The sequence below is a fragment of the Streptomyces sp. NPDC001668 genome, from assembly GCF_042893155.1.
In the GTDB taxonomy this organism is placed as follows: domain Bacteria; phylum Actinomycetota; class Actinomycetes; order Streptomycetales; family Streptomycetaceae; genus Streptomyces.
Genome location: NZ_JBIAUQ010000022.1, coordinates 129,851 through 154,201, shown reverse-complemented (window position 1 = coordinate 154,201; position 24,351 = coordinate 129,851). Strand labels below are relative to the sequence as shown.

Sequence of the window (24,351 nt, the reverse complement as noted above, 5' to 3'; positions counted from 1 at the left end):
CCCCGTCAGGGCGCGTACCGGGACTGCACCGCTTTCCGGTCCAGTCCCCCCTTCGCGGTGTACGGCAGCCCGGCGACCAGCTCGAGCCGGTCCGGCACCTCGAACGCGGCCAGCCGGTCCCGGCAGTACCGCAGGATCTCCTCGCGCCCTACGGTGTCCCCCTCGCGCACCACCACGGCGGCCCCGACCCGCTGCCCGTACACCGCGTCGGGCACCGCGAACACGGCCGCCTCCGCGACGCCCGGGCAGCCGGCGAGGATGTCCTCGACATGCTCGGGTGAGATCTTCTCCCCGCCCCGGTTGATGAGGTTCTTGATCCTCCCGGTCAGCGACAGATAGCCGTCCTCGTCCAGCGTGCCCAGGTCACCGGTGCGCAGCCACCCGTCGACGAAGGTCCGTGCCGACGCGTCCTCGTCGGCCAGATAGCCCCGGGCGACCGTGGGCCCCTGCACCCACACCTCGCCCTCGACACCCGCCGGACAGGAACGCCCGCCGCGGTCCACGACCCGCACGCCGACCCCGGTCGGCCGGCCCACCGAGCCCTGCCTGAGCGCTCCCCGCTGCGGCAGCGGTTCGCTGGTCGCCTGGTGCGAGGACTCCGTCATCCCGTACGCGGACAGCAGCGGCGCGCCGTACGTGCGCTCCAGCGCCCGCTGCGTCGCCGTGTTGAGCGGCGCGCTGCAACTGCGGACGAACCTCAACGGCGGTGCCTGCACCCCCGGATACTCCTGCTCCGGCCGCTCGGACCGCTCCAGGAGGATCTCGTGGATGGCCGGCACCGCCGTGAACCAGGTCGCGCCCACGGCCCGCATGTCGTCCCAGAAGGTGCCCGCCGAGAACCGCCCCCGCTCGGGCAGCAGCACACAACCCCCGCTCGCCAAAGTGGACAACAGGGCCGCGAACAGCCCGTGGCCGTGGAAGAACGGCATCACCGCGACCGTCGCGTCCTCGTGGCCCAACTCGTAGGTGGCGCAGATGTTCCCAAGGGAGGCGGCCACGTTGGCGTGGGTCAGCGGAACCATCTTCGCGCGGTCGGTGGTGCCGGCGGTGAACAGCACGAGAGCGTCCCGCTCCGACAACTCACCCGAGGCGCCCACGACATGAGGGCCCGCGCATGCTCCTGGTTCGAGGACGACCGCCGCCGTTCCCGCCCGGGACACCTCCACGCGCAAGAGCCACGCGGGCACCGGGAACGCCGCGACACCGGGCACCGGCGTACTGAGGAGAACCCCCCGCGCCCCCAACGCCGCCAGTCGCGCGCGAAGTTGGGTCTCCGGCAGTGCCGGATCCAGCGGCGCGGCAACCAGCCCGGCCCGCGCCGCGCCGAGCAGCGCGACGACGAACTCGGCCGTGTTGGCGCAGACCAGGCCGACGGCGTCCCCGCGTCGCAACCCCGTGTCACCGAGCCGTACGGCCACGTCGTCGACCAGGGTCGCGAGCGCCCGGTACGACAGCTGCACGCGCGCGCCGGTCACCACCAGGGCGCGGGCGTAGGGGCGTTCACGTACCTGCCGGTCGAGGAGATCGGCGAGTCCCGTGACCTCCGGAGGCCGGTACCGGAACGCGTCACGCACGGACGCCGCGGCCGGAACGGCCATGACCCCACCCCCTCGCACAAGTCCGATGAAACATCCTCTGCGAGCGTGCGGCGGCACCCGGTGGACGTCCAATACCCGCTGGCGAACGGCCGATAGCAGCTGTCTATCAAGGGAGTTGCCGGGCCCCTGACCAGCCGTCGATAGACGCCGTTTATCGGCTGGTCGCCGATGGGTCTTGGACGCGGACGAGCGCGCTGCGGATGGTGAGAGAAGTAGCCGCTCCGGCAGGACCTGCCCAAGGAGGACCTCGGACCATGACCGCTCCCTCGACACTGGAGACCGCGGCAGCAGCCGACGTTCCGACCGAGCTCACCGACGGGTACCACCTGGTCGTCGACGCGCTCAGGATGAACGACGTCGACACCATCTACGGCGTGGTCGGCATCCCCATCACGGACCTGGCCCGGCTCGCCCAGGCGCAGGGCATCCGCTACATCGGCTTCCGCCACGAGAGCAACGCCGGACACGCGGCCGCCATCGCCGGCTATCTCAACAAGAAGCCCGGCGTGGCCCTCACGGTCTCGGCCCCCGGCTTCCTCAACGGCCTGGTCGCCCTCGCGAACGCCACCACCAACTGCTTCCCCATGGTCCAGATCTCCGGCTCCAGCGAGCGCCACCTCGTCGACCTCAAACAGGGCGACTACGAGGAGATGGACCAACTCGCCGCCGCCCAGCCCTTCGTGAAGGCCGCCTACCGGGTCAGCCGCGTGGAGGACATCGGCCGCGGCATCGCCCGCGCCCTGCGCACCGCGATCTCCGGGCGACCCGGCGGCGTCTACCTCGACATCCCCGCAGCGGTGCTCGGCGCGATCATCCCCAAGGCCGAGGGTGACCGGACACTGAGCCGCCTCGTCGACCCCGCCCCGCGCCAACTGCCCGCGCCGGAGGCGGTGGACCGCGCGATCGAGCTGCTCGCCTCCGCCGAACGCCCGCTGGTGGTGCTGGGCAAGGGTGCGGCGTACGCCCAAGCGGACGCCAAGGTACGGCAGTTCATCGAGTCGACCGGCATCCCCTACGTACCGATGTCGATGGCGAAGGGCCTGCTGCCCGACGACCACCCGCAGTCGGCGGCCACCGCCCGCTCGCTCGCGCTGAAGAAGGCCGACGTGGTGATGCTGATCGGCGCCCGCCTCAACTGGCTGCTGGGCCACGGCCAGACCGGGTGGAACCCCGACGCCAAGTTCGTCCAGATCGACATCGACCCCAAGGAGATGGACAGCAACCAGCCCATCTCCGCACCCCTCGTCGGTGACATCGAGTCGGTGCTCGACGCGCTCGCCGAACGCACCAAGCCCGGCCAGATCACGGCCCCTTCGGCCTGGCGCGAGGAACTCGGGGCCCGCTCGGCGCAGAACGTCGCCAAGATGGCCAAGCGTCTCGAGGCCGACCCGCACCCCATGCAGTTCATGGGCGCCCTGAAGGCCGTACGCGATGTCGTACGTCAGCACCCGGAGACGTACATCGTCAACGAGGGCGCCAACGCCCTGGACATCGCGCGCAACGTCATCGACATGCACGTACCGCGCCACCGCCTCGACAGCGGCACCTGGGGTGTCATGGGCATCGGCATGGGGTACGCGATCGCGGCCGCCGTCGAGAGCGGAGCGCCGGTGGTGGCCATCGAGGGCGACAGCGCCTTCGGCTTCAGCGGCATCGAGATCGAGACGATCTGCCGCTACAAGCTGCCCGTCGTCACCGTGATCATGAACAACGGCGGTGTCTACCGCGGCGACGACACCAACCCGTACGACGACGAGCCCGCGCCCACGACCCTCATGTCCGCCGCCCGCCACGACCTGCTCATCGAGGCGTTCGGCGGCAAGGGCTACCGCGCCACCACCCCTGCCGAGGTCACCGCCGCCCTCACCGAGGCCCTCGCCTCCGGCGGCCCGGCGCTCATCGACTGCGTGATCGACCCCTCGGCCGGCACCGAGAGCGGCCACATCTCGCACCTGAACCCCAAGGGCATCACCGTCGGCAACATCACGCCGGCGAAGAAGTGAACGCCTAGACCTCCTGTACCTCCTAGGCCTCCTCGACCGCGCAACTTCATGAAAAGGAAGCAGACATGAGTGAAAAGCCGCTCGCCGGAATCAAGGTGATCGACTTCACCGGGGTCCAGGCCGGTCCCGCCTGCACGCAGATGCTCGCCTGGTTCGGCGCCGACGTCCTGAAGGTGGAGCGCCCCAACGGCGGCGATGTGACGCGCCGTCAGCTCAGGGACATCGAGGACCTGGACGCGCTCTACTTCACGATGCTCAACAGCAACAAGCGCTCCCTGGCCATCAACACCAAGACCGCCGAGGGCAAGGAGGTCCTGGAGAAGCTCATCAAGGACGCCGACGTCCTGGTGGAGAACTTCGCACCGGGCGCCCTGGACCGCATGGGCTTCACCTGGGAGCGCATCCAGGAGCTCAACCCGCGCCTGATCTTCGGCTCGGTGAAGGGTTTCAACGACCAGTCGTCCTGGAACGACCTCAAGGTCTACGAGAACGTCGCCCAGTGCGCGGGCGGCGCCGCCTCCACCACCGGCTTCTGGGACGGCCCGCCCACCATCTCCGGCGCCGCCATCGGCGACACCAACACCGGGATGCACCTGGCGATCGGCATCCTCACCGCGATCATCGACCGCGGGAAGACCGGCCGGGGCCAGAAGGTCTCCGTCTCCATGCAGGACGCCGTGCTCAACCTCTGCCGCGTCAAGCTGCGCGACCAGCAGCGCCTGGAGCGGGTCGGCTATCTGGAGGAGTACCCGCAGTACCCCAACGGCGAGTTCACCGACGTGGTCCCGCGCGGCGGCAACGCGGGCGGCGGCGGCCAGCCCGGCTGGGTGCTCAAGTGCAAGGGCTGGGAGTCCGACCCGAACGCGTACATCTACTTCACCGTCCAGGAACAGAACTGGAAGCGCACCGCCGAGGTGATCGGCCACCCCGAGTGGGCCGAGGACCCGGAGTACGCGACCGCGCGCGCCCGGCAGTCGCACATCTTCGAGATCTTCGAGGAGATCGAGAAGTGGCTCGCGGACAAGACCAAGTACGAGGCGGTGAACATCCTGCGGGAGTGGGAGGTGCCCTGCGCCCCCGTGATGAGCATGAAGGAGATCGCCTACGACGAGGACCTGCGCAGGAGCGGCACAGTTGTCGAGGTCGAACAGAAGGGCCGCGGCACGTACCTCACCGTCGGCAGCCCGGTGAAGTTCTCCTCCTTCAAACCGGAGGTCGTCGGTGCTCCACTGCTCGGTGAGCACAGCTCCGAGGTGCTGGTCGAGCTGGGCTACGACGAGGAGACCATCGGCCGGCTGAAGGAGAGCGGGGTCATCGTCTGAGCGGAACGCCGAAGGGGCCGTGACCTAGTGGGTCACGGCCCCTTCGCCGGCGCCCGGGATTCAGGCCGGAGCCTCGGCCCGGCGCCGCATCAGCTCCCGCTCCCGCTCGCGCCGCGCGGTCACGTCCCGGATGACGGCCCCGCAGTAGGGGCTGCCGTCAGGGCCCGACAACATCACCACGCTGAACTCGATGGACAGCTTGCGTCCGTCCGCCGCCAGCGCGGGCACGTTCAGCAGATCCGCGTCCCCGTACTTGCTGGACCCCCGCTCCATGGCGGCGTCGAAGCCTTCCTGGTGCCGCCTGCGGTGCCGCTCGGGAATGATGACGTCCAGACTCCGACCCGCCATATCGGCCGCCGCGAACCCGAAAATGCGCTCCGCCCCCCGGTTCCAGTAGCGGATCAGCCCTTCCCTGTCGATGATCACCAGGCCGTCGGGCGTCTGGTCTGCCATGCCCAGTACCACCGCGGAATCCAGATCTTCCATGTCGCCTCCGAGCCGGGGCCGTTGGATGCAAACAGTATACAGAATACTGTCGCCACGACCCCTCTGCAGACGGATATGCAGGTGAAAGCCACTCCGAAAGCTTGGTATTGTTGTCCCTGTCGCCGCGGGGAACACCCCCGTCAAGGCGGCAGACACCTGGTCCGGGTGGCGGAATGGCAGACGCGCTAGCTTGAGGTGCTAGTGCCCTTTATCGGGCGTGGGGGTTCAAGTCCCCCCTCGGACACCAGTGAGACCCCACTTCATGTGGGGTCTTTCGCGTGAGCGGCATGAGGCCGCCCCAAATTCGGTTGACCCGGGCGGCGCGGAGAGCGCTCAATACCCGGCATGGCCGAAATCCAGGGCACGTACGACGATCTGTTCTCCGCGGTACCCAACAAGCTGGCGGCGCTGCTGGACGAGGGCGACGTCGGGGGATCCGTGGCCGTCTTCGTGGACGGGGAACCGGTGGTGGACGTCTGGGGCGGCTTCGCCGACGCCGGCCGGGCGGCCCCGTGGGAGCGGGACACCATCACCAACGTCTTCTCGACCACCAAGACGATGACCGCGCTGTGCGCGCTGATCCTCGCCGATCGCGGCGAGCTCGACCTGGACGCTCCGGTCGCCCGGTACTGGCCGGAGTTCGCCGCGGCCGGCAAGGAGAAGGTGCTGGTCCGGCACCTGCTCTCGCACACTGCGGGACTGCCCCACTGGGAGGGCCCGGTCGAGGAGCTCTACGACTGGCCGGCCGCCACCGCGCGGCTCGCCGCCCAGCCGCTGGTCTGGGAGCCCGGCACCGCGGCCGGCTACCACTCGCTGACCCAGGGATTCCTCGTCGGTGAGGTCCTGCGCCGGATCACCGGCCGCACTGTCGGCGAGTTCCTGGCCCAGGAGGTGACCGGGCCCCTCGGCGCCGACTTCCACATCGGGCTCGCCGCCGAGCACGATCACCGCGTCGCCCTGACGGTCCCGCCGCCCGGCCGGGACGAGGACTACACCGCGGGCGCCGCCACCCCCGGTCCCGACGCGAAACCCTCCTCCGGGACCGCCCTCCGCGTCCGGGACGGCAACAGTGTGGCGTGGCGGCGCGCCCAGATCCCCGCCGCCGGCGGCTTCGGCAACGCCCGTTCCGTCGCGCTCGTCCAGTCCGCGCTCGCCTGCGAGGGCACGGTCCGGGGTGTACGGCTGCTGTCCGCCGCCGGCGCCGAGCGGGCGCGGGACGAGCAGTTCAGCGGCGAGGACCGCGTGATCGGCATGACCCAGCGGTACGGCCTGGGCTACGGCCTCTTCGGCTCCACCTTCGGCTGGGGCGGCTGGGGCGGATCCCTCGTCATGATCGACCCCGACGCCCGCATGGTGGTGGCGTACGCGACCGACCAGATGCGCGAACCCGCCGAGGACACCCGGGGGTTGGACCTCGTCATGTCCGCCTACGACGGACTGCAGGGCCTGCGCCGCTGACCGCCAAAAACCCGGTGCGCCGACCCGGCCGGCTCCCTACACTCGCCATGACCAGGGACAACGAGTGAGGAACGAGTGAGGGGAGTACGGCCATGTGCGTGCGCGCAGCTGTCGCCGTTCCCCGGACGTCGTACGACGTGATCCTCGTGTCCTCCACCCTCCGGTGCCCGCTGCGCGGCCGGCACCGGATGCCCGTGACGTCTGTCTGACCGGTCGATCACCGCCGCAGCACGCACTTCTGACGTGCCGTCATGCCGTCGTACGGGCCATCGCGCCGCCCTGTCATCACCTCACCCGAAAGGCCTCGGGCCGTGCGCACCACCCACCACACCCCCAACCCGCTCGCAGTCGTCCGCAACCTCGGCATCCTCGCCCACGTCGACGCCGGCAAGACCACGGTCACCGAGCGGATCCTGTTCGCCACCGGAACCACGCACAAGCGCGGCGAGGTCCATGACGGCACCACGGTCACCGACTTCGACCCGCAGGAGCGGGACCGCGGGATCACCATCTTCGCGGCGGCCGTGAGCTGCGCCTGGGACGGACACCGACTCAACCTGATCGACACCCCGGGCCACGTCGACTTCGCCGACGAGGTGGAGCGCTCGCTCCGGGTGCTCGACGGAGCGGTCGCGGTGTTCGACGCGGTCGCGGGCGTGGAGCCGCAGAGCGAGTCCGTGTGGCGGCAGGCGGACCGGCACGGCGTGCCGAGGATCGCGTTCGTCAACAAGCTGGACCGCGCGGGCGCCGACCTGGACACGGCCGTCGAGTCGATCCGGAGGCGGCTGCATCCGGCGCCGCTGGTCGTGCAGTTGCCCATCGGCAGCGAGGACGGCTTCACCGGAGTCGTCGACCTGGTGCGGATGCGGGCGCTGACCTGGTCCGACTCCGGTGAAGCGGCGGAGGAGGGGCCTGTGGACGCCACACTGCGCGAGGAGGCGCTCAAGCGACGCCGGCTCCTCGAGGAGGCGGTCGCCGAACGCCACCCGGCCGCCCTGGAGGAGTTCTGCGACCGTGAGACCCTCTCGGCCGGCACCCTCACCGCCGCCCTGCGGGACCTCACCCGCAGCGGCGACGGCGTGGTCGTCCTGTGCGGCTCGGCCTACCGCAACCGCGGCATCGAACCGCTGCTGGACGCCGTGGTGGCGTATCTGCCGTCGCCGCTCGACGTGCCCGCCGTGCGCGGGCAGAACGGCGAGGAGAGGCCCTGCGACCCGTCGGCGCCCTTCGCGGCGCTGGCGTTCAAGGTGAACGCCGCCGCCACGGGACGCCTGACGTATGTCCGCGTGTACTCGGGAACGATCGAGAAGGGAGCCACCGTGTGGGACGCGGGCGCAGGCCGCACCGAGCGCGTCGGGAGGATCCTGCGCGTACAGGCCGACCGGCACGCCCCGTTGGACAGGGCGGTCGCCGGTGACATCGTCGCCGTCGTCGGGCTGAAGTCGGCCCGCGCGGGCTCGACGCTGTGCGCGCCGGACGCCCCGCTCGTGCTCGAACCGCCCGGTGTGGCCGAGCCGGTCGTGTCGGTGGCGGTCGAGCCCCAACGGGCCGTCGACTCCGGCCGGTTGGCCACCGCGCTCGCCCGGCTGGCCGAGGAGGACCCCTCGCTCGTCGTCCGCACGGACGCCGAGACCGGCCAGACCCTGCTGTCCGGCATGGGGGAACTGCATCTGGAGGTCGCGGTGGAGAAGGCTCGGCGCGAGCACGGCCTGGTGCTCAACGTCGGCCGCCCGAGGGTGAGTTGTCGCGAGACGGTCGGGCGCGGGGTGTCCGGGCTGGTCCACCGGCACGTCAAACAGGACGGCGGGGCGGGTCAGTTCGCCCATGTCGTGCTCGATGTCGAACCGGCCGAGGAGGGCTTCGAGTTCCGCTCGGCGGTCGTCGGCGGGCGCGTCCCGCAGGAGTACGTTCGCGCGGTCGAGGCCGGCTGCCGGGACGCCCTGGCCGAGGGTCCCCTCGGCGGGCACCCGGTGACCGGGCTGCGGGTCACGCTCACCGACGGGTCGACCCATGTGCAGGACTCCTCGGACACGGCCTTCCGTACGGCGGGCCGGTTCGGTCTCCGGGAGGCGCTGCGGGCCTGCGCGATGGTGCTCCTGGAACCGGTCGTCGAGGTCACGGTCACCGTGCCCGAGGACGCCGTCGGCGGGGTCCTCGGCGATCTCGCCGCCCGTCGCGGCCGGGTCTCGGGCTCGGCGACCCGCGGCGGTTCGACGGTCGTCACGGCGACCGTGCCGCTGGCCGAACTCTTCGGCTACGCGACGAGGTTGCGCAGCCGCACCCAGGGCCGCGGCACCTTCACGGCCCGGCCGACGGGGTATGCGCCGGCTCCGGTGGCGGCACCGGCGCGGTGAGGGACGGGACGGAGGTCTCCTGACCAGGAGACCTCTTGACCAAGGTGTCAGCAGTCCCTGAACTCCGGTGACTGGTTCAGCACCTGCGAGCGCACCGAAGTGAAGCGCGCGTACTTCTCACCGGCCACCGCCTCCGGGCGGAAGGCCGCCACCCGGTGGCAGTTCTGGAAGGCCAGGGCCACGCCGAAGTGGCGTTCCAGGCTGCCGCGGATGGCGTCGCTGGCGAGGGCGCGCAGGAGCTGGCCGCGCTCCTTCTCCGACGGGGGCGGGGTCTGGTTGTCGGTGAACTCGGCGGTGCCGCCCTTGAGTTCACCGGCCAGTGCGGCGATGAGGTCGTACGCGTAGGGGAGGGACGTGCGGACGGTGTCCACGAAGTCCTCCTCGCGGATGGTGCCCTGCTCGGCTTCGGCGAGGAGCTTCGGGGAGACGTCGAGAGACATGTGCTGCGGTTCCTGTCTGTTGGGGGGAGGGGTCAGATGCGGGAGGCCGGGCCCGGTACGAAGTCCGGGTCCACCTGGGCGGCCAGGTCGAGGCCGGTCGCCTCGTTCGCCCAGGAGCGGGCGTTGCGCAGGTGGAACTCGACCGCGTGGCGGTGGAGCTTCGCCCAGTCGCGGGGGTGGGAGTCGACGGTCTCGCGCAGGATCGTCAGGGCATGCCGGTTGTGGGCCTCCAGTTCCTCCAAGCCCCCGTCCGCGCGGCCCTGTTCGGCGGCCCGCACCCAGGGCGACTGGACCAGGTGGGTCAACAGGTCGTCGCCCACGTGCTCCTTGAGGAAGAGAAGGTCGTCCTCGCCGGTGACCTTGTTGCCGATCACGGCGATCCGGATCCCGAACTCCCGTGCGTGGTCCCGGTACTGGCGGTAGACCGAGACGCCCTTACGGGTGGGTTCGGCGACCAGGAAGGTCACGTCGAAGCGGGTGAACAGGCCCGAGGCGAACGCGTCCGCACCGGCCGTCATGTCGACGACGACGTACTCGCCGGGGCCGTCGACCAGGTGGTTGAGGTACAGCTCCACCCCGCCCAGCTTGGAGTGGTAGCAGGCCACGCCGAGGTCGTTCTCGTCGAACTCGCCCGTCACCATCAGCGGCACGCCACCCACCCGCCGGACGTGTCTGGCGTGCAGTTCGTCGTCGCCCAGGAGACGCAGCAGGCGTGAACCCCGGCCCGGTGGCGTGGTCTTGATCATCGCCTCGCGGGAAGCGATGCGGGGATTGCTTCCCCGCAGGAAGTCCTTGATGTCGGCCACGTGCGCGCCCAGGGGAGGGGCGCCCAGGTCGTCACCGTCGTGGCCCAGCGCCTGGGCGAGGTGCTGGTTGATGTCGCCGTCCACGGCCAGCACCGGCGCCCCGGAACTCGCCAGATGGCGGGAGAAGAGCGCCGACAGGGTGGTCTTGCCGCTGCCGCCCTTGCCGACGAACGCGATGCGCACTACCGCTCCGTCTTTTTGAAAATGGATGTCATGTTGGTAGTTTCTATGGCGCGTGTTCGATCACTGTCAAATCGCCCCCGCGATCACGAGGGAAGGCTTAATGCATATGATGTGCAAGTGCGTGACTACAGCATCAGGGCGGCGCGCCCGGACGACCTCGACGGTGCGCGAGCCGTGATGCTCGACACCGTCTACCGCGACTTCAGCACCGGGTACGTGCCCCGCTGGCACGGCGACATCATCGACCCGGCCGCCGCCTACCTCGTCCCGCCCCGCCACACCCTCCTCGTCGCTCTCGACCCGGAGGACCAGGCCGTCGTGGCCACCGGCGCCCTCGACTCCCGCGGCCCCGCGCACCCGCCGAACCCGCGCGAGCTGGCCGAGCGCTACCCCTCCGGCGAGACCGCGCAGCTGCGCCGGATCTACGTCCGCCCGGAGCACCGCAGGCGCGGCCTCGCCCGCCGCCTGGTCGACGAACTGCTCGCCTTCGCGGCCGCGGACGGCGACTACCGCTCCGTCTATCTGCACACCGACCCGGCGGTCCCGGGCGCCGAACCCTTCTGGCGGTCGATCGGCAAGGTCGTGCACGACGAGCGCGAGACCACGGGCGGCGCGAACAGCGTCGTCCACTTCGAGATACCGATGGGGCGATAGAACCACCATGAGACGCCGTCACCTGCTTGGCTCCCTGCTGCTCGCCCCCGTCCTCACCGCCTGCTTCGCCTCCTCCGGCGGCGACTCCGAAGGCACCTCGGGCGACGGTTCACGGCTGCGTGTGGCCCTCGCCTTCCCGCCCGCCGAGAACCTCTCGCCCTACGGCGCCGACGCCACCCTCCTCAGCCGCCTCGGTGTCACCGAGGGCCTGACCGCCCTCGACGCCAACGGCGCCGCCGCCCCCGCGCTCGCCGAGTCCTGGCGCCGCGAGAATGACCGCACCTGGCTGTTCACCCTCCGCGAGGCCACCTTCCAGGACGGCTCCGAGGTCACCCCGGCCGCGGTCGCCGCCGCCCTCACCCACGCCACCGAGGCCAAGCCCGCCCCGGCCGCGCTGGCCGGCGTCACGCTGACCGCCGAGGCCCAGGGCGACGCCGTACGCATCACCACGAAGACGGCCGATCCCGTGCTGCCGCTGCGGCTGTCCAGCCCGAACCTGGCCGTGTTCGCCGCCAAGGCCTACGCCACCGGCCAAGTGGATCCGGTCGGCACCGCCACCGGCCCCTTCGAGCTGACGAAGGTCACCGGCTCCACCTCCGCCACCCTCGACCGCTTCGACGACTACCGGGGCGGCCGCGCCCAGGCCTCCGGCGTCGACGCCCGCTTCATCGCCGACGGCACCGCCCGCGCCAACGCCCTGCGCACCGGCCAGGTCGACATCGCCGAGGCGATCCCCGTCGCCCAGGCCGCCGCCCTCGACAAGGCCACCCTCGAGGAGACCGCCACCACCCGCACCACAAGCCTGCAACTCAACACGAGGTCAGGCCCGTTCAAGGACCCGAAGCTGCGCGCCGCCGCCCGCGAGGCCGTCGACGGCTCCGCCCTCGTCAAGGGCGTCTTCGAGGGGTACGCCGATCCCGGCGCCGGCATCTACGGGCCGGCCGTGAGCTGGGCCGAGGGCAAGCGCGTACAGCCCACCGGACGGGCCGCCGCCGCGAAGGCGAACGGCACCGCCGTCACCCTCGCGACCTACGACAACCGGCCCGAACTGCCCGAGGTCGCCCAGGTCCTCCAACAGCAGCTCCAGAAGGCCGGGTTCAAGGTCACCCTGGTGGTGCGGGAGTACTCCCGGCTCGAAAGCGACGCGCTCGACGGGAAGTTCGACGCGTTCGTCGGCGCCCGCAACAGCCTCGTCGACACCGGCGACCCCGTCGGCGTCCTCGCGAGCGACTACACCTGCGACGGCGGCTACAACCTCGCCCGGCTGTGCGACCGGAAGGTCGACCGGGCGGTCGCCGATGCCGACGCCGTGACGGACACCGGCGAGCGACAGGACGCGGCCATGCGCGCCGAGGCGGCGATCCTCGGCACCGACGCCGTGGTCCCGCTCGCCCACCAGGGGATCATCAGCGGTGTCGCCACCGGCGTCCGGGGCGTGCTCCTCGACCCGTACGAGCGGACCCTGGTCGGCGCCGGCACGCGACGCTGACCCATGCGGCACCGAGTGGCCACCCTGCTGTGGCGGATCCTGCTCGCGGCGGCCCTGTTGTGCGGGATCGGCCTGCTGCCGTGGCTGTCCCGCACCGACCCGGCGCTCACCGTGCTCAAGGCGCGTTCGGCGGACCGGGACCCGACACCCCGGGTGCTGGCCGACATCCGGGCCCGACTCGGCCTGGACCAGGGCCCCCTGCACCTGCTCGGCCAGTGGCTCGGCGGACTGCCCCGCGGGGACGCGGGACGGTCGTGGCTGAACGGCACCGAGGTCACCCCCGCCGTCGTCCAGGCACTCGGCGTCTCCCTGCTGCTGGTGGCGGTGGCGCTCATGGCCGCCGCCGCCACCGCCGCCCTGGTGTGCGCCCGCACCCTGTGGCTCGGCGCCCACGGACGCCTCGACGGGCGACGGGCCGGTGGCGGCCCCTCGGCGATGCTCGCCGCACTGCCCGAGTTCCTCACCGCCTCCGTGCTCGCCACCGTCGTCGGCGTGCAGTTCGGCTGGCTTCCCGCACTCGGCTGGTACGGACCCCAGTGGACGATCCTGCCCGCCCTCGCCCTCGGCCTGCCCGCCGGAGCGGTGCTCGGGCGCCTCCTCGACGACCTGCTGCCCGGCGCCTTCGCCGAACCCTGGGCACTGGCCGCGGACGCCCGCGGACTGCCCGGCCGCACGGTCGCCGCCAAGGCCGTCCGCCGCTGCGTCCCCGCGCTCCTCCCCAACCTGAGCCTGTTCGTCGTGGGCCTCACCGCAGGTTCCGTCGCCGTGGAGCAGATCTACGACATCCCGGGCCTCGGCCGCACCACCCTCCAGGCCGCCCTCGCCCAGGACCTGCCCGTCCTCCAGGCGGGCACCCTCGCCCTCCTGCTCCTCGCGGTCACCGCCACCGGCCTCGCGGCCCTCGCCGTCCGCCTCCTGGTCGGCCCGGCCCTGCGCGACGGCGCCCTGGACTCCCTGCACCGGCCGGGACGGTCCGCCCGCGGCACCCCGCCTCTCGTGTACGGCGGCCTCCTGACCGCAGTTGTCGCGCTCGGTCTGCCGCGCGACCCGCTCGCCCTGAACACCGGGGGCCGGCTCCAACCCCCCTCCTGGGCGCACCCGTTCGGTACCGACGCGCTCGGCCGGGACCTGCTCGCCCGGGTCGGCCACGGCGCCCTCGACACCCTGCTGGTCGCCCTCGCCGTCAGCGTCGTCGCGCTGGTCGCCGGCGTCCTGCTCGGCCTGCTGCCCCGGCTGTCCGGGCCGCTCGTCGACACCGTCAACGCCGTACCGCCGGTGCTCGCCGCGCTCCTCGTGACCGCCGTCGCCGGGAGCGGCCCCGCCACGCCCGCGATCGCCGTGGCCGCCGTCTCCTGGGCGGCGCCGGCCGCACACACCTCCTCGCTGCTCCGCCAGGAACGGGCCACCCCGCATCTGACGGCGACACGGGCTCTGGGCGCCGGCCGTTGGTACCTCCTGCGGTACGAGCTGCTGCCCGCGATCCTGCCGCCCGTCACCCGGCACACCCTGCTGCGCCTGCCCGGCGTCGCCCTGGCCCTCGCCTCCCTCGGCTTCCTGGGCCTCGGCACCCAGCCGCCCTCCCCGGAGTGGGGCCTGCTCCTCGCCGAGAACCAGCCCTACGCCGAACGCGCCCCCTGGGCCGTCCTCGCCCCCGCCGCGGCACTCGCCCTGCTCGGCGCGCTGGCGGTGAGCGCGGCGGGCGGGGTGCGGTGGCCGCGACGGCGCGTGCGTCGCCGTACGGCCACGGTGGGAACCGAACACGCCGTGGCGGCCCGGGAGTTGGTGGAGGTCGGATGACGTCCGCTGCCGTCGGTCTGCCGCGGGCCGCCCGGCTCTCACCGCTGCTGCGGCTGCTGATCCTCACCCAACTCGCCTTCAACGTCGGCTTCTTCGCCGTGCTGCCGTTCCTGTCGGAACACCTGGGACAGGCCGTCGGCATGGCGGGCTGGCTGGTCGGGTTGGTGCTGGGGCTCAGGACCTTCAGTCAGCAAGGGCTGTTCGTGGTCGGCGGGGCGCTCTCCGACCGGTACGGGATCCGGCCCGTCGTGCTCGCGGGATGTGTGCTGCGGATCGCCGGGTTCGCCTGGCTCGGGTACGCGCAGCAGACGTGGACGGTCGTCGGGGCCGTGCTGCTGATCGGGTTCGCCGCCGCGCTGTTCTCGCCCGCGGTGGAGTCGGAGGTCGCCCGTCAGGCCGTCATCCACGAGGAAGCGGGCGGTCGACGCACCCGTGTGCTCGCGCTGTTCACCGTCGCCGGGCAGGCCGGCGCCTTCGTCGGGCCGTTGCTCGGCGCGCTGTTGCTGTCGGTCGACTTCCGCACGGTGTGTCTGGCGGGTGCCGGGATCTTCGTGCTGGTCCTGGCCGGCCACGCGTGGCTGCTGCCGCAGCACATCCCGGGGCGGCAGCAGGTGCAACTCCGGGGCGGCCTCGGGACGTTGGCCCGCAACCGCCGCTTCCTCGCCCTGTGCTGCGCCTACGGTGCCTATCTGCTCGCCTACAACCAGCTCTACCTCGCTCTCCCCGACGAGGTGGAGCGCGCGACCGGTTCGCAGTCGGCGCTGGCCTGGCTGTTCGCTCTGTCCTCGCTGCTGGTGGTGACCACGCAACTTCCCGTGACGCGCCGGGTCGGGTCCAAGCTGTCGTTGCGCGGGTCCATGGTGGCCGGACTGCTGCTGATCGGTGCCGGGTTCGCGGTCGTCGCGGTGACGAGGCCCGCCGACTGGACCGGTACGGCGGGGCTGTTGCCCTCGGCAGGGTTCGTCGTCCTGCTCACCTTCGGGCAGATGCTCGTCGCACCCGTGGCGCGGGCCTGGGTCCCCGATCTGGCGGAGAAGGGCCGGCTGGGCCTCTACACCGGGGCGCTGTCCTCGGTCTCCGGGCTGATCGTCCTCGTCGGCAGCTCCGTCACCGGCTCCCTGCTGGACGGCGGGCTGCCGGCCGCGGTGCCGTGGCTGGTGCCGGCGGTGATACCGGTCGCGGCGATCGGGGTGCTGCCGCGGCGGTAGGGGGCGGGAGCGGAGTTCGTCGGCGGGCTCGGCATGCCCGCCTCGTACGCGCTCCCGAAAGGCGAGCCGGACGGCTGCTCCACCGGCCGCGGCCCCTCGATCGGCCGTGGGCCCTGCGCCCCCGGCGATAAGGTCCACCCCATGGAGACTCAGGACATCCGGGTGGAGATCGCCCGGGAGGCGGACCAGGAACTCGTCGACGCCTTCGCGCGGATGCTGCCGCAGTTGTCCTCGGCGGCCGAGGCCCTCGACCTGGCCGCGCTCGGCCGCATTCTGGCCTGTGACGCCAACACCATGCTGATCGCCAGGTCGTCGGCCGGGTCGATCGTCGGCACCCTCACCCTGGTCATGTTCCCCGCGCCCGCGGGACTGCGGGCCCGTATCGAGGACGTGATCGTCGATCACGCGGCCCGTGGCCAGGGCATCGCGGGACTGCTGATCCGGGAGGCCATCCGGCTCGCCCGGGAGGCCGGGGCCCATACCGTCGACCTCACCTCACGCCCGGACCGGGCGGCGGCCAACCGGCTGTACGAGCGGCAGGGCTTCCGGCAGCGGGAGTCGACGGTGTACCGGGTGCCGCTGAAGGGATGAGCCCGGCGCAGGGGCGGCGACCTGCGGTCGGCTTGTCCGGGGCGTTCGCGTCGGCTGGGGGCGTGGGGTGCGGCTGATGCGCTGAGTGTTCCGTGATCCGGGGCCGGAGGCGACGACCTGCGGTCCGGATGTCGGGTCCCTCCGGGGGGCCTGAAGGTCGGCTCCGGGGGAGCCTCGGCCCCGGCTTGGTTCGTCTGGGGCGTTCGCGTCGGCCGGGGGCGTGGGGTGCCGCTGAGGCGCTGAGTGTTCCGCGACCCGGGTTCGGAAGCGGCGACTCGCGGTCCGGATGTCGGGTCCCTCCGGGGGGCCTGAAGGTCGGCTCCGGGAGCCTCGGCCCCGGCTTGGTTCGTCTGGGGCGTTCGCGTCGGCCGGGGGCGTGGGGTGCCGCTGAGGCGCTGAGTGTTCCGTGATCCGGGGCCGGAGGCGACGACCTGCGGTCCGGATGTCGGGTCCCTCTGAGGGGCCTGAAGGTCGGCTCCGGGAGCCTCGGCCCCGGCTTGGTTCGTCTGGGGCGTTCGCGTCGGCCGGGGGCGTGGGGTGCCGCTGAGGCGCTCGGCCCTCCGTGTCGGTCGAGGTGCGCCCGCTGCCCGTGAGGTGGGCGGAGGAGCCTTGCGTGACCCCGTTCAGGAAGCCACTGCCTCCGGCTCCAGCGTGCGCTCCCGCTCCGCCGTCGCGAACTCAAGCTCCAGCAGTTCGCCCACCGCCGCCTCGTCCGCCCGGTGTGTGCGCCACAGCCACAGGATGTCGCGGCCGAACGACCAGACCAGGGTGGACAGGGCCAGGGCCACGACCCCGAAGGTCGCCGTGAACGGGAGGTACCCGGAGGCGGCCACCAGCAGCAGGATCCCCTGGAGCGCGGCCACCGTCTTGCGGGCCATGCTCGGCGGGAGCGGGGCGTTCAGCCAGTTCCAGACGCGGGCCGCGGCGACGAAGCCGTAGCGCATGGCGCCGATGAGGAGGACCCACGGGCCCTGGGACATCGACACGTACACGCTGAGCACCAGGATCAGGAACGCGTCGACCTCCATGTCGAACCGCGCGCCCAGCGGGGTCGAGGTGCCAGTCGCGCGGGCCACCTTGCCGTCGACACCGTCGAGGATCAGAGCGACCGCGGTCAGACCCACGAACAACGTCACCGGCGGGGAGTCCTGGAAGGAGTCCGCGACCAGGGCCGTCACGCCGCCGACCAGGGTGGCCCGGCCGAGCGTCACCCGGTTGGCCGGCCCGAAGGACCGCGGCCGGGTGCGGTGCAGCGCCCTGGAGAGCACGGCCCAGGTGGCGACGGCGAAGGCGAGGCCGGTCAGCCAGCCCGCCGGCCCCATACCGATCGCCGTGCCGAGCAGGGCCAGCAACAGGATCTGCAGACCCGCTCCCACCGCGGTCTCCTGCTGGACCAGCCTTGCTTCGTAAGTGTTGTTCAGGGCCACCGCACATTCCTCCGGCCAGATGACAGAGTCGATCAAGGCCGCGTACTGTGCGCGGCCTGTGCACATCTCGGGTTACGTGACGAGGTACGTGCCTGGGTACCCGATCGTTCAGGAGGTTCTCGATGAAGCCCGCCGCACGCGCGTTCTGGCTCCGCTCCCCGGGGGAGGGCGAGATACGGGAGGCCGAGCTTCCGGCCCCCGGCGAGGACGAGGTGCTGGTCCGCTCGCTGTACTCGGGAGTCAGCAGGGGCACGGAGACACTCGTGTTCCGCGGCGGAGTGCCCGAGAGCCAGCACGCCGCCATGCGGGCACCGTTCCAGGAGGGCGACTTCCCGGCGCCGGTGAAGTACGGCTACCTCAGCGTCGGAGTGGTGGAGGAGGGGCCGTCCGCGCTGAAGGGCAGGACCGTCTTCTGTCTGTACCCGCATCAGACGCGGTACGTAGTCCCCGCGAGCGCCGTGACCGTCGTACCGGACGACGTGCCCGCCCGGCGGGCCGTCCTCGCCGGCACCGTCGAGACCGCCGTGAACGCCCTCTGGGACGCGGCGCCCCTGATCGGCGACCGGATCGCGGTGGTCGGCGGCGGCATGGTCGGCAGCTCGGTGGCCGCGCTCCTGGCCCGCTTCCCCGGCGTGCGGGTGCAGCTGGTGGACGCGGATCCCGCCCGCGCCGAGACCGCCGCGGCCCTCGGCGTCGGCTTCGCGTCGCCCGCGGACGCCCTCGGCGACTGCGACCTCGTCGTCCACGCCAGCGCCACCGAACAGGGCCTCGCCCGCTCGCTGGAACTCCTCGCCGCCGAAGGCACCGTCGTCGAGCTGAGCTGGTACGGCGACCGGAAGGTCAGCCTGCCGCTCGGCGAGGCCTTCCACTCCCGTCGGCTGACGGTCCGCAGCAGTCAGGTCGGCACCGTCTCCCCGGCCCGGGCCGGCCGGAGTTACGGCGACCGGCTCGCCCTCGCGCTGAAGCTGCTCGCCGACCCGGCGCTCGACGCCCTCATCACGGGGGAAAGCGCGTTCGAGGAACTACCGGAGGTGATGCCGAGGCTGGCCAGTGGGGAGATTCCGGCCCTGTGTCACCTCGTGAGGTACGGCAAGAGCGCCTGACCTGAGAAAAGAGTGAGATCCGGCTGAACACGGGGAAGCGAGGAGCCGTACTACACGGCATCCACCGGCAGGGATCAGCCGGCGGACCAGACGCGCCGCACCTGGAGGGTCGTCCGTTGTTCAGCATCACCGTCCGCGATCACATCATGATCGCCCACAGCTTCCGCGGCGAGGTCTTCGGACCCGCGCAGCGTCTGCACGGCGCGACGTTCCTCGTGGACGCCACGTTCCGGCGCGAACAGCTGGACGACGACAACATCGTCGTCGACATCGGACTGGCCACCCAGGAACTCGGAGCCGTCGTCAGTGAGTTGAACTACCGCAACCTCGACAACGAACCCGACTTCGCGGGGATCAACACCTCCACGGAGTTCCTGGCGAAGGTCATCGCGGACCGGCTCGCCGAGCGCATCGAGAAGGGTGCGATGGGCGAGGGCGCCAAGGGTCTCGCGGGCCTGACCGTCACCCTGCACGAGTCGCATGTCGCCTGGGCGAGTTACGAGCGTGCCCTGTGACCGACATGACCACCGGGCGGGCGGCCACACTGGACTACGTGCCCGTGCAGCACGCCGCCCTCAAGAAGGCCGAGATCATCCCGATGTCCCTGCGGTCCGTGCACTTCGTGATGCCCGGTGGCGTGGACGACCCGACCGCGCCGAGCGGCGGCAACGCCTACGACCGGCGGGTCTGCCTGGACCTGCCCGGCTTCGGCTGGCAGGTCGAGCGGCACGCGGTGGCCGGCAGCTGGCCCCGCCCGGGAGCGGCGGCCCGCACCGAACTGGCCCGCACCCTGAGCGACCTGCCCGACGGCACCGTCGTCCTCATCGACGGCCTGGTCGCCTGCGGAGTACCGGAGATCATCGTCCCCGAGGCGGAGCGGCTGGGCATCGCCGTCCTCGTCCATCTGCCGCTCGGCGACGAGACCGGACTCGAACCCGGGCTCGCCCTCGAACTGGACGCCAAGGAGCGCGAGGTGCTGCGGGCCGTGCCCGCCGTCATCGCCACCAGCGACTGGGCCGTACGGCGTCTCGTCTCGCACCACGGCCTGGCCCCCGAGCGGGTCCACGTCGCCACCCCGGGCGCCGACATCGCCCCGCTCGCCTCCGGCACCGACGGAGTCTCCCGGCTGCTGTGCGTGGCCGCGGTGACCCCCCGCAAGGGGCAGCACCGGCTGATCGAGGCCCTGGCGGGCGCCCAGGACCTGCCGTGGAGCTGCGTGTGCGTCGGCGGGATCACCCAGGATCCCGAGTACGTCGCCCATCTGCGGATGCTCATCAAGAGGTACGGCCTCCAGGACCGCCTGCACCTCGCGGGACCGCGGGCCGGGGCCGAGCTGGACGCCAGCTACGCCGCCGCCGACCTGATGGTCCTGACCTCCTACGCCGAGACCTACGGCATGGCGGTCACCGAGGCCCTCGCGCGCGGCATCCCGGTGCTGGCCACCGACGTCGGCGGAGTCGCCGAGGCGGTCGGCCGCGCCCCCGACGGCGGGGTGCCCGGCATCCTCGTCCCGCCGGAGGACCCCGGCGCCCTCGCCGCAGAACTGCGCGGCTGGTTCGGCGAGGCCGACGTACGACGCAGGCTGAAGGCGGCTGCCCGGGGCCGGCGGGCCGCCCTGGACGGCTGGGCGACCACGGCCCGCAGCCTGGCCGGAGTTCTCGGCCGACTGCCGAGCGAGCCCAGGAGGGCGGCATGAGGAACACGGCGACCAAGCAGAGCGGGAAGATCCCGGCACAGCCGGGCCCCCGGGAGGTGGCGTCCTTGAAGCCCGGTGTCCCGTCCGACGCGGCAGACGCAGAATCGGTCATTCCCGGTGCCGGTCCCAGTACCCGCCCCGGCGAGCGTCCCACCGTACGGCTCAGGGACGCCGGACCCGACGACGCCCCCCGCTACGCGCCCGAGTGGCTCGAACTGCGGGAGGGCCCCGACGCGGCCGCCCGCGCCGGCGACCTGCTCGACCCGCTGCGGATCCGGCTGGCCAACCTGCCCGGGAAGGCCGGACTCGTCATCCACGACCTGGGCTGCGGGACCGGCTCGATGGGCCGTTGGCTGGCGTCCCGCCTGGACGGCCCCCAGCACTGGATCCTGCACGACCGGGACCCCTACCTGCTGCACTTCGCGGCCGTCGCCTCCCCGCGCTCCGCGGCCGACGGCAGCCGCGTCACCGTCGAGACGCGCCGCGGCGACGTCGGCCTGCTCACCCCGGACGCCCTCGCCGGCGCCTCCCTGGTGACGGCCTCCGCGCTCCTGGACGTCCTGACCCGCGAGGAGATCGAGACCCTCGCCACCGCCTGCACGGGCGCCGGCTGCCCGGCCCTGCTCACGCTCTCCGTGGCCGGACGGGTCGAACTCAGCCCCGCCGACCCGCTGGACGAGGAGATCGCCGACGCGTTCAACGCCCACCAGCGGCGCGGCGGACTGCTCGGGCCGGACGCCGTCACCATCGCCTGCGAGGCGTTCTCCGAGCGGGGCGCGACCGTACGGCTGCACCCGAGCGCCTGGCGCCTCGGCCCCGCCGAGTCCGCGCTCACCGCGCAGTGGCTGCGGGGCTGGGTCGGCGCGGCCGTCGAGGAGCGCCCCGGGCTGAAGGACCGCGCCGACCGCTACCTCCGCGAGCGCCTGGAGGCCTGCCGCGCGGGCGAGTTGAAGGTCGTCGTCCACCACAGCGACCTGCTGGCGCTGTCCCGGCCGACGGGCGGAGCGTCATGAGCGTGGAGACGGTGCGGCCGGGCCTGCCGGTACGGCGGCCCGCGGAACCGGTCGCGTCGCGTTCCGTCTCCGACCGGGCCCGCACGCTGCGGGCCGAGGTGGTCCGGACGCGGGACGAGGTCCTCACCGCGCGCACCGAGGCGCTGGTGGCCCGGGCCCAGATCCTCGAGACGGCCGGACAGCCCGCCGCGGACCTGCGGGACGCCGCCGTCTCCCGGGACCGGATCGGCGTGATCGTGACCGAGGCCCGGCCTCTCCCCGCTCAGCCGCCCAGGTGGCGTACCGCACTGCGCGCGGTCCTCAACTCCCGCGCCCTGCGCACCCACTTCGGCACCGTCGCCGGGGTCACCATCCTCGCTCTGCTGCTGTGGCGGCTCGGCACCGGCGTCTTCCTGGACGGGCTGCGCCGGATCGACGGCCCCGCCCTGCTGGCGGCGCTCGCGATCGGCGTGCTGACCACCGTGTTCAGCGCCTGGCGCTGGCAGTTGGTGGCCCGCGGGCTGCGCATCCGGCTGCCGCTCGGCGCGGCCGTGGCCGACTACTACCGCGCCCTGTTCCTGAACGCGGCCCTGCCCGGCGGTGTCCTCGGCGACGTGCACCGCGCGGTGCGCCACGGGCAGAGCGCCGGCGACATGGGCCGCGGGGTGCGGGCGGTCGTCCTCGAACGGGTCGCGGGCCAGATCGCGTTGGCGGTCGTCGGCGGTGCCGTGCTGCTCACCATGGACTCCCCGGTGCTCGCCGAGGCCCGCCACCTCGCGCCCCTCCTCGGCCTCGCCGCCCTCGGCGCGCTCGCCGTCGTCGTGGCCCTGCGGATGAACCGGGCTCCCTCCTCCGGCCGGGGCCGGGTCCTGCGCTCCACCCTCGGCGAGGCACGCGAGGCGCTGCTGTCCCGCCGCAACTGGCCCGGCGTCGCGCTCTCCTCGGCCGTCGTGCTCGCCGGCCACCTCGGGATGTTCGTGCTCGCCGCCCGCATCGCGGGCTCCGGCGCCTCCGTCGCCGTACTGCTGCCGCTGGCCGTGCTGGCTCTGCTCGCCATGGGACTGCCCCTGAACATCGGCGGGTTCGGCCCCCGGGAGGGCGTCACCGCCTGGGCGTTCGCCGCCATGGGCCTGGGCGCCGGGGCGGGCCTCGCGACCGCGATCGTGTACGGCGTCCTCAGCTTCGTGGCGAGCCTGCCGGGCGCCGTCGTCCTGGTCGCCCGCTGGTACCAGGGTCTGCGGCGCCCGGCGAAGCCCTACTCGGCGGCCGCGTCGGATTCGGTCAGCATCGAGAAATACGTGCCGAAGGACGCCGCGAGGCTCTCCAGCAAGGCTTTCCCTTTTTCCGCCGAGCCCAGCGAAGGGCGCCCGATGACACCGGAATCGGTGTAACCGGACATACCGAGGGTGAGGAGATGACGACGGTCGTCCGCGACGAAATCGGAGGTCTCGTAACCGGGGCGCAGACATTCCGGGTGCGTGTGCAGAAGAATGGAGGTCTCGATTTCTCCGGCGTGCATGTCGGTGAGCAGCGAGGTGAGCACTCCCGCCTCCGTACACGCGGCCTCCCAGTCCTCCGCGGCCGGGAACAGCGCCATCCGCGCGCCCTCGGCGGAGGCCTCCTGGACGACGTTGCCCAGCACGTAGTTGCCCCCGTGTCCGTTGACCACGACCAGTGCCTCGACGCCCGAGCGGCGCAGCGAGGCCGCTATGTCCCGTACCACCGCGTGAAGGGTGACGGAGGAGATGCTGACGGTGCCCGGCCAGGCCGCGTGCTCGTGCGAGCAGGAGATCGTCACCGGCGGGAGGAGGTGCACCGGGTACGCCGCGGCGATCTCCCGCGCGACGGCACAGGCGACGAGGGTGTCGGTCGCCAGGGGAAGGTACGGGCCATGTTGTTCGAAGCTCCCGACCGGAAGGACGGCGACCTGTGTTGAGACGCCCGCGCCCCGCGTCCGTACGTCTTCCGTAGTGTCCGTCGGCAACAGACCGTATGCCGCCGACCGTGTTCCCGAACCGCTCATCTTTTCACGGCCTTTCGTCTCTGCTTAGGAAACAGATCATGACAGATAACGTTGGCGTCCTCGGCAAGAAGGCATCACAGCGCACCGGTGTGGAACGCGTGGTGAATGCCCCGCTGCCCACCGTGTACGGGAAATTCCAGGCGGTCGGGTACCTCGATCACGACCGCGGTGACGAACAAGTCGCCCTGGTTCATGGTGACATCGGTTCGGACGACGTTCTTGTGCGGCTGCATTCCGAGTGCCTGACGGGTGACGCGTTCGGCTCGCAGCACTGCGAGTGCGGCGACCAACTCGACGCCGCGCTGCGGGCCGTGGTCAAGGCGGGCAGCGGCATCGTCGTCTATCTGCGCGGCCATGAAGGCCGGGGCATAGGCCTGCTCGCCAAGCTGCGCGCGATGGCGCTCCAGGCGGAGGGCCTGGACACCGTCGAGGCGAACCTCGCGCTCGGCCTGCCGGTGGACTCCCGCGACTACGGCGTCGCCGCCGGGATCTTCCACGACCTCGGCGTGAACTCCGTCCGCCTGATGTCCAACAACCCGCGCAAGCGCGAGGCACTGCAACGCCACGGCATCAAGGTCTCCGAGACGGTGCCGCTGCTGATCACCCCGTGCGAGAGCAACATCACCTATCTGCGCACCAAGCGGGAGCGGCTGGACCACGTCCTGCCCCACCTGGACGCGGTGGCCCACCTGTCCTGATCCCCGGGCGGATTCCGGGAGGG

20 protein-coding genes, 1 tRNA gene and 1 pseudogene are annotated in these 24,351 nt (G+C 72.2%); 16 read left to right on the top strand and 6 right to left on the bottom strand.

Going from position 1 to position 24,351, the window contains the following annotated elements:
- Window positions 1-5: 5 nt before the first annotated feature.
- Window positions 6-1,598, bottom strand: coding sequence for a FadD7 family fatty acid--CoA ligase (locus tag ACFYZ8_RS42070; RefSeq protein ID WP_388532167.1), 1,593 nt, complete (start codon window positions 1,596-1,598; stop codon window positions 6-8).
- A gap of 254 nt (window positions 1,599-1,852) precedes the next feature.
- Here ACFYZ8_RS42070 and oxc point away from each other — a divergent pair, with 254 nt between their 5' ends.
- Both oxc and frc read left to right on the top strand, forming a co-directional pair.
- Window positions 1,853-3,601: an oxalyl-CoA decarboxylase gene (gene oxc / locus ACFYZ8_RS42065; RefSeq protein ID WP_388532169.1), complete on the top strand. Its 1,749-nt coding sequence runs from the start codon at window positions 1,853-1,855 to the stop codon at window positions 3,599-3,601.
- A gap of 65 nt (window positions 3,602-3,666) precedes the next feature.
- A complete protein-coding gene (gene frc, locus ACFYZ8_RS42060; protein WP_359029738.1) occupies window positions 3,667-4,923 on the top strand; it encodes a formyl-CoA transferase in 1,257 nt (418 codons plus the stop codon).
- 60 nt (window positions 4,924-4,983) lie between these two features.
- On the opposite strand, the gene ACFYZ8_RS42055 is transcribed toward frc, so the two are convergent.
- Window positions 4,984-5,409 (bottom strand): PAS domain S-box protein, encoded by a 426-nt coding sequence (locus tag ACFYZ8_RS42055; RefSeq protein ID WP_388532171.1) that lies wholly within the window; start codon window positions 5,407-5,409, stop codon window positions 4,984-4,986.
- Window positions 5,410-5,568: 159 nt separating this feature from the next.
- Between ACFYZ8_RS42055 and ACFYZ8_RS42050 the strand changes: the two genes are divergently transcribed.
- The 3 genes from ACFYZ8_RS42050 (at window position 5,569) to fusA (ending at window position 9,221) form a co-directional block, all read left to right on the top strand.
- Window positions 5,569-5,656, top strand: a tRNA-Leu gene (locus tag ACFYZ8_RS42050).
- A 98-nt stretch (window positions 5,657-5,754) separates the two neighbouring features.
- Complete coding sequence (locus ACFYZ8_RS42045; protein WP_388532173.1) at window positions 5,755-6,867, top strand: serine hydrolase domain-containing protein; 1,113 nt, start codon at window positions 5,755-5,757, stop codon at window positions 6,865-6,867.
- Window positions 6,868-7,178: 311 nt separating this feature from the next.
- On the top strand, window positions 7,179-9,221 hold the full coding sequence (gene fusA, locus ACFYZ8_RS42040; RefSeq protein ID WP_388532175.1) for an elongation factor G: 2,043 nt from the start codon (window positions 7,179-7,181) through the stop codon (window positions 9,219-9,221).
- A gap of 47 nt (window positions 9,222-9,268) precedes the next feature.
- Here the strand turns inward: fusA and ACFYZ8_RS42035 are convergent, their stop codons facing one another.
- Both ACFYZ8_RS42035 and ACFYZ8_RS42030 read right to left on the bottom strand, forming a co-directional pair.
- Window positions 9,269-9,661 (bottom strand): SCO5389 family protein, encoded by a 393-nt coding sequence (locus tag ACFYZ8_RS42035; RefSeq protein WP_359029742.1) that lies wholly within the window; start codon window positions 9,659-9,661, stop codon window positions 9,269-9,271.
- A gap of 32 nt (window positions 9,662-9,693) precedes the next feature.
- Complete coding sequence (locus tag ACFYZ8_RS42030) at window positions 9,694-10,650, bottom strand: AAA family ATPase (protein WP_388532177.1); 957 nt, start codon at window positions 10,648-10,650, stop codon at window positions 9,694-9,696.
- Window positions 10,651-10,767: 117 nt separating this feature from the next.
- Between ACFYZ8_RS42030 and ACFYZ8_RS42025 the strand changes: the two genes are divergently transcribed.
- The 5 genes from ACFYZ8_RS42025 to ACFYZ8_RS42005 all read left to right on the top strand — a co-directional run bounded on the left by ACFYZ8_RS42025 (window position 10,768) and on the right by ACFYZ8_RS42005 (window position 16,389).
- A complete protein-coding gene (locus ACFYZ8_RS42025; protein ID WP_388532179.1) occupies window positions 10,768-11,304 on the top strand; it encodes a GNAT family N-acetyltransferase in 537 nt (178 codons plus the stop codon).
- Window positions 11,305-11,311: 7 nt separating this feature from the next.
- Window positions 11,312-12,793, top strand: a complete 1,482-nt coding sequence (locus ACFYZ8_RS42020) for an ABC transporter substrate-binding protein (protein ID WP_388532181.1) — start codon at window positions 11,312-11,314, stop codon at window positions 12,791-12,793.
- 3 nt (window positions 12,794-12,796) lie between these two features.
- Window positions 12,797-14,590, top strand: a complete 1,794-nt coding sequence (locus ACFYZ8_RS42015; protein ID WP_388532182.1) for an ABC transporter permease subunit — start codon at window positions 12,797-12,799, stop codon at window positions 14,588-14,590.
- On the top strand, window positions 14,587-15,798 hold the full coding sequence (locus ACFYZ8_RS42010) for an MDR family MFS transporter (RefSeq protein WP_388532184.1): 1,212 nt from the start codon (window positions 14,587-14,589) through the stop codon (window positions 15,796-15,798). The genes ACFYZ8_RS42015 and ACFYZ8_RS42010 overlap by 4 nt, the downstream gene beginning before the upstream one ends.
- Before the next feature lie 141 nt (window positions 15,799-15,939).
- Window positions 15,940-16,389 (top strand): GNAT family N-acetyltransferase, encoded by a 450-nt coding sequence (locus tag ACFYZ8_RS42005; RefSeq protein ID WP_359029748.1) that lies wholly within the window; start codon window positions 15,940-15,942, stop codon window positions 16,387-16,389.
- 623 nt (window positions 16,390-17,012) lie between these two features.
- On the opposite strand, the gene ACFYZ8_RS42000 is transcribed toward ACFYZ8_RS42005, so the two are convergent.
- Window positions 17,013-17,816, bottom strand: a complete 804-nt coding sequence (locus tag ACFYZ8_RS42000; protein ID WP_359029749.1) for a CDP-alcohol phosphatidyltransferase family protein — start codon at window positions 17,814-17,816, stop codon at window positions 17,013-17,015.
- A gap of 122 nt (window positions 17,817-17,938) precedes the next feature.
- Here ACFYZ8_RS42000 and ACFYZ8_RS41995 point away from each other — a divergent pair, with 122 nt between their 5' ends.
- The 5 genes and pseudogenes from ACFYZ8_RS41995 to ACFYZ8_RS41975 all read left to right on the top strand — a co-directional run.
- Entirely contained in the window at window positions 17,939-18,919 is a 981-nt protein-coding gene (locus ACFYZ8_RS41995) for a 3-hydroxyacyl-CoA dehydrogenase NAD-binding domain-containing protein (RefSeq protein ID WP_388532186.1), read from the top strand.
- A gap of 116 nt (window positions 18,920-19,035) precedes the next feature.
- On the top strand, window positions 19,036-19,434 hold the full coding sequence (locus ACFYZ8_RS41990; protein ID WP_359029751.1) for a 6-carboxytetrahydropterin synthase: 399 nt from the start codon (window positions 19,036-19,038) through the stop codon (window positions 19,432-19,434).
- Between the two features lie 5 nt (window positions 19,435-19,439).
- Window positions 19,440-20,615, top strand: a complete 1,176-nt coding sequence (locus ACFYZ8_RS41985) for a glycosyltransferase family 4 protein (protein ID WP_388533700.1) — start codon at window positions 19,440-19,442, stop codon at window positions 20,613-20,615.
- Window positions 20,612-21,628: a class I SAM-dependent methyltransferase gene (locus tag ACFYZ8_RS41980; RefSeq protein WP_388532188.1), complete on the top strand. Its 1,017-nt coding sequence runs from the start codon at window positions 20,612-20,614 to the stop codon at window positions 21,626-21,628. Before ACFYZ8_RS41985 ends, ACFYZ8_RS41980 begins: the two co-directional genes overlap by 4 nt.
- Window positions 21,625-22,749 (top strand): annotated as a pseudogene (locus ACFYZ8_RS41975) (YbhN family protein); the annotation flags it as partial. The gene ACFYZ8_RS41980 and the pseudogene ACFYZ8_RS41975, both read left to right, overlap by 4 nt.
- A gap of 113 nt (window positions 22,750-22,862) precedes the next feature.
- Here the strand turns inward: ACFYZ8_RS41975 and ACFYZ8_RS41970 are convergent.
- Window positions 22,863-23,630: a creatininase family protein gene (locus tag ACFYZ8_RS41970; protein ID WP_388532190.1), complete on the bottom strand. Its 768-nt coding sequence runs from the start codon at window positions 23,628-23,630 to the stop codon at window positions 22,863-22,865.
- A 38-nt stretch (window positions 23,631-23,668) separates the two neighbouring features.
- Between ACFYZ8_RS41970 and ribA the strand changes: the two genes are divergently transcribed.
- A complete protein-coding gene (gene ribA / locus ACFYZ8_RS41965; protein WP_359029755.1) occupies window positions 23,669-24,328 on the top strand; it encodes a GTP cyclohydrolase II in 660 nt (219 codons plus the stop codon).
- Window positions 24,329-24,351: the final 23 nt, after the last annotated feature.

What these genes read in the sequence shown, in the direction of transcription:
- ACFYZ8_RS42070 (WP_388532167.1), bottom strand. Translation starts at nt 1,598, where the DNA reads ATGGCCGTTCCGGCCGCGGCGTCCGTGCGTGACGCGTTCCGGTACCGG.
- oxc (WP_388532169.1), top strand. Translation starts at nt 1,853, where the DNA reads ATGACCGCTCCCTCGACACTGGAGACCGCGGCAGCAGCCGACGTTCCG.
- frc (WP_359029738.1), top strand. Translation starts at nt 3,667, where the DNA reads ATGAGTGAAAAGCCGCTCGCCGGAATCAAGGTGATCGACTTCACCGGG.
- ACFYZ8_RS42055 (WP_388532171.1), bottom strand. Translation starts at nt 5,409, where the DNA reads ATGGAAGATCTGGATTCCGCGGTGGTACTGGGCATGGCAGACCAGACG.
- ACFYZ8_RS42045 (WP_388532173.1), top strand. Translation starts at nt 5,755, where the DNA reads ATGGCCGAAATCCAGGGCACGTACGACGATCTGTTCTCCGCGGTACCC.
- ACFYZ8_RS42035 (WP_359029742.1), bottom strand. Translation starts at nt 9,661, where the DNA reads ATGTCTCTCGACGTCTCCCCGAAGCTCCTCGCCGAAGCCGAGCAGGGC.
- ACFYZ8_RS42020 (WP_388532181.1), top strand. Translation starts at nt 11,312, where the DNA reads ATGAGACGCCGTCACCTGCTTGGCTCCCTGCTGCTCGCCCCCGTCCTC.
- ACFYZ8_RS42015 (WP_388532182.1), top strand. Translation starts at nt 12,797, where the DNA reads ATGCGGCACCGAGTGGCCACCCTGCTGTGGCGGATCCTGCTCGCGGCG.
- ACFYZ8_RS42010 (WP_388532184.1), top strand. Translation starts at nt 14,587, where the DNA reads ATGACGTCCGCTGCCGTCGGTCTGCCGCGGGCCGCCCGGCTCTCACCG.
- ACFYZ8_RS42005 (WP_359029748.1), top strand. Translation starts at nt 15,940, where the DNA reads ATGGAGACTCAGGACATCCGGGTGGAGATCGCCCGGGAGGCGGACCAG.
- ACFYZ8_RS41995 (WP_388532186.1), top strand. Translation starts at nt 17,939, where the DNA reads ATGAAGCCCGCCGCACGCGCGTTCTGGCTCCGCTCCCCGGGGGAGGGC.
- ACFYZ8_RS41985 (WP_388533700.1), top strand. Translation starts at nt 19,440, where the DNA reads ATGACCACCGGGCGGGCGGCCACACTGGACTACGTGCCCGTGCAGCAC.
- ACFYZ8_RS41980 (WP_388532188.1), top strand. Translation starts at nt 20,612, where the DNA reads ATGAGGAACACGGCGACCAAGCAGAGCGGGAAGATCCCGGCACAGCCG.
- ACFYZ8_RS41970 (WP_388532190.1), bottom strand. Translation starts at nt 23,630, where the DNA reads ATGAGCGGTTCGGGAACACGGTCGGCGGCATACGGTCTGTTGCCGACG.
- ribA (WP_359029755.1), top strand. Translation starts at nt 23,669, where the DNA reads ATGACAGATAACGTTGGCGTCCTCGGCAAGAAGGCATCACAGCGCACC.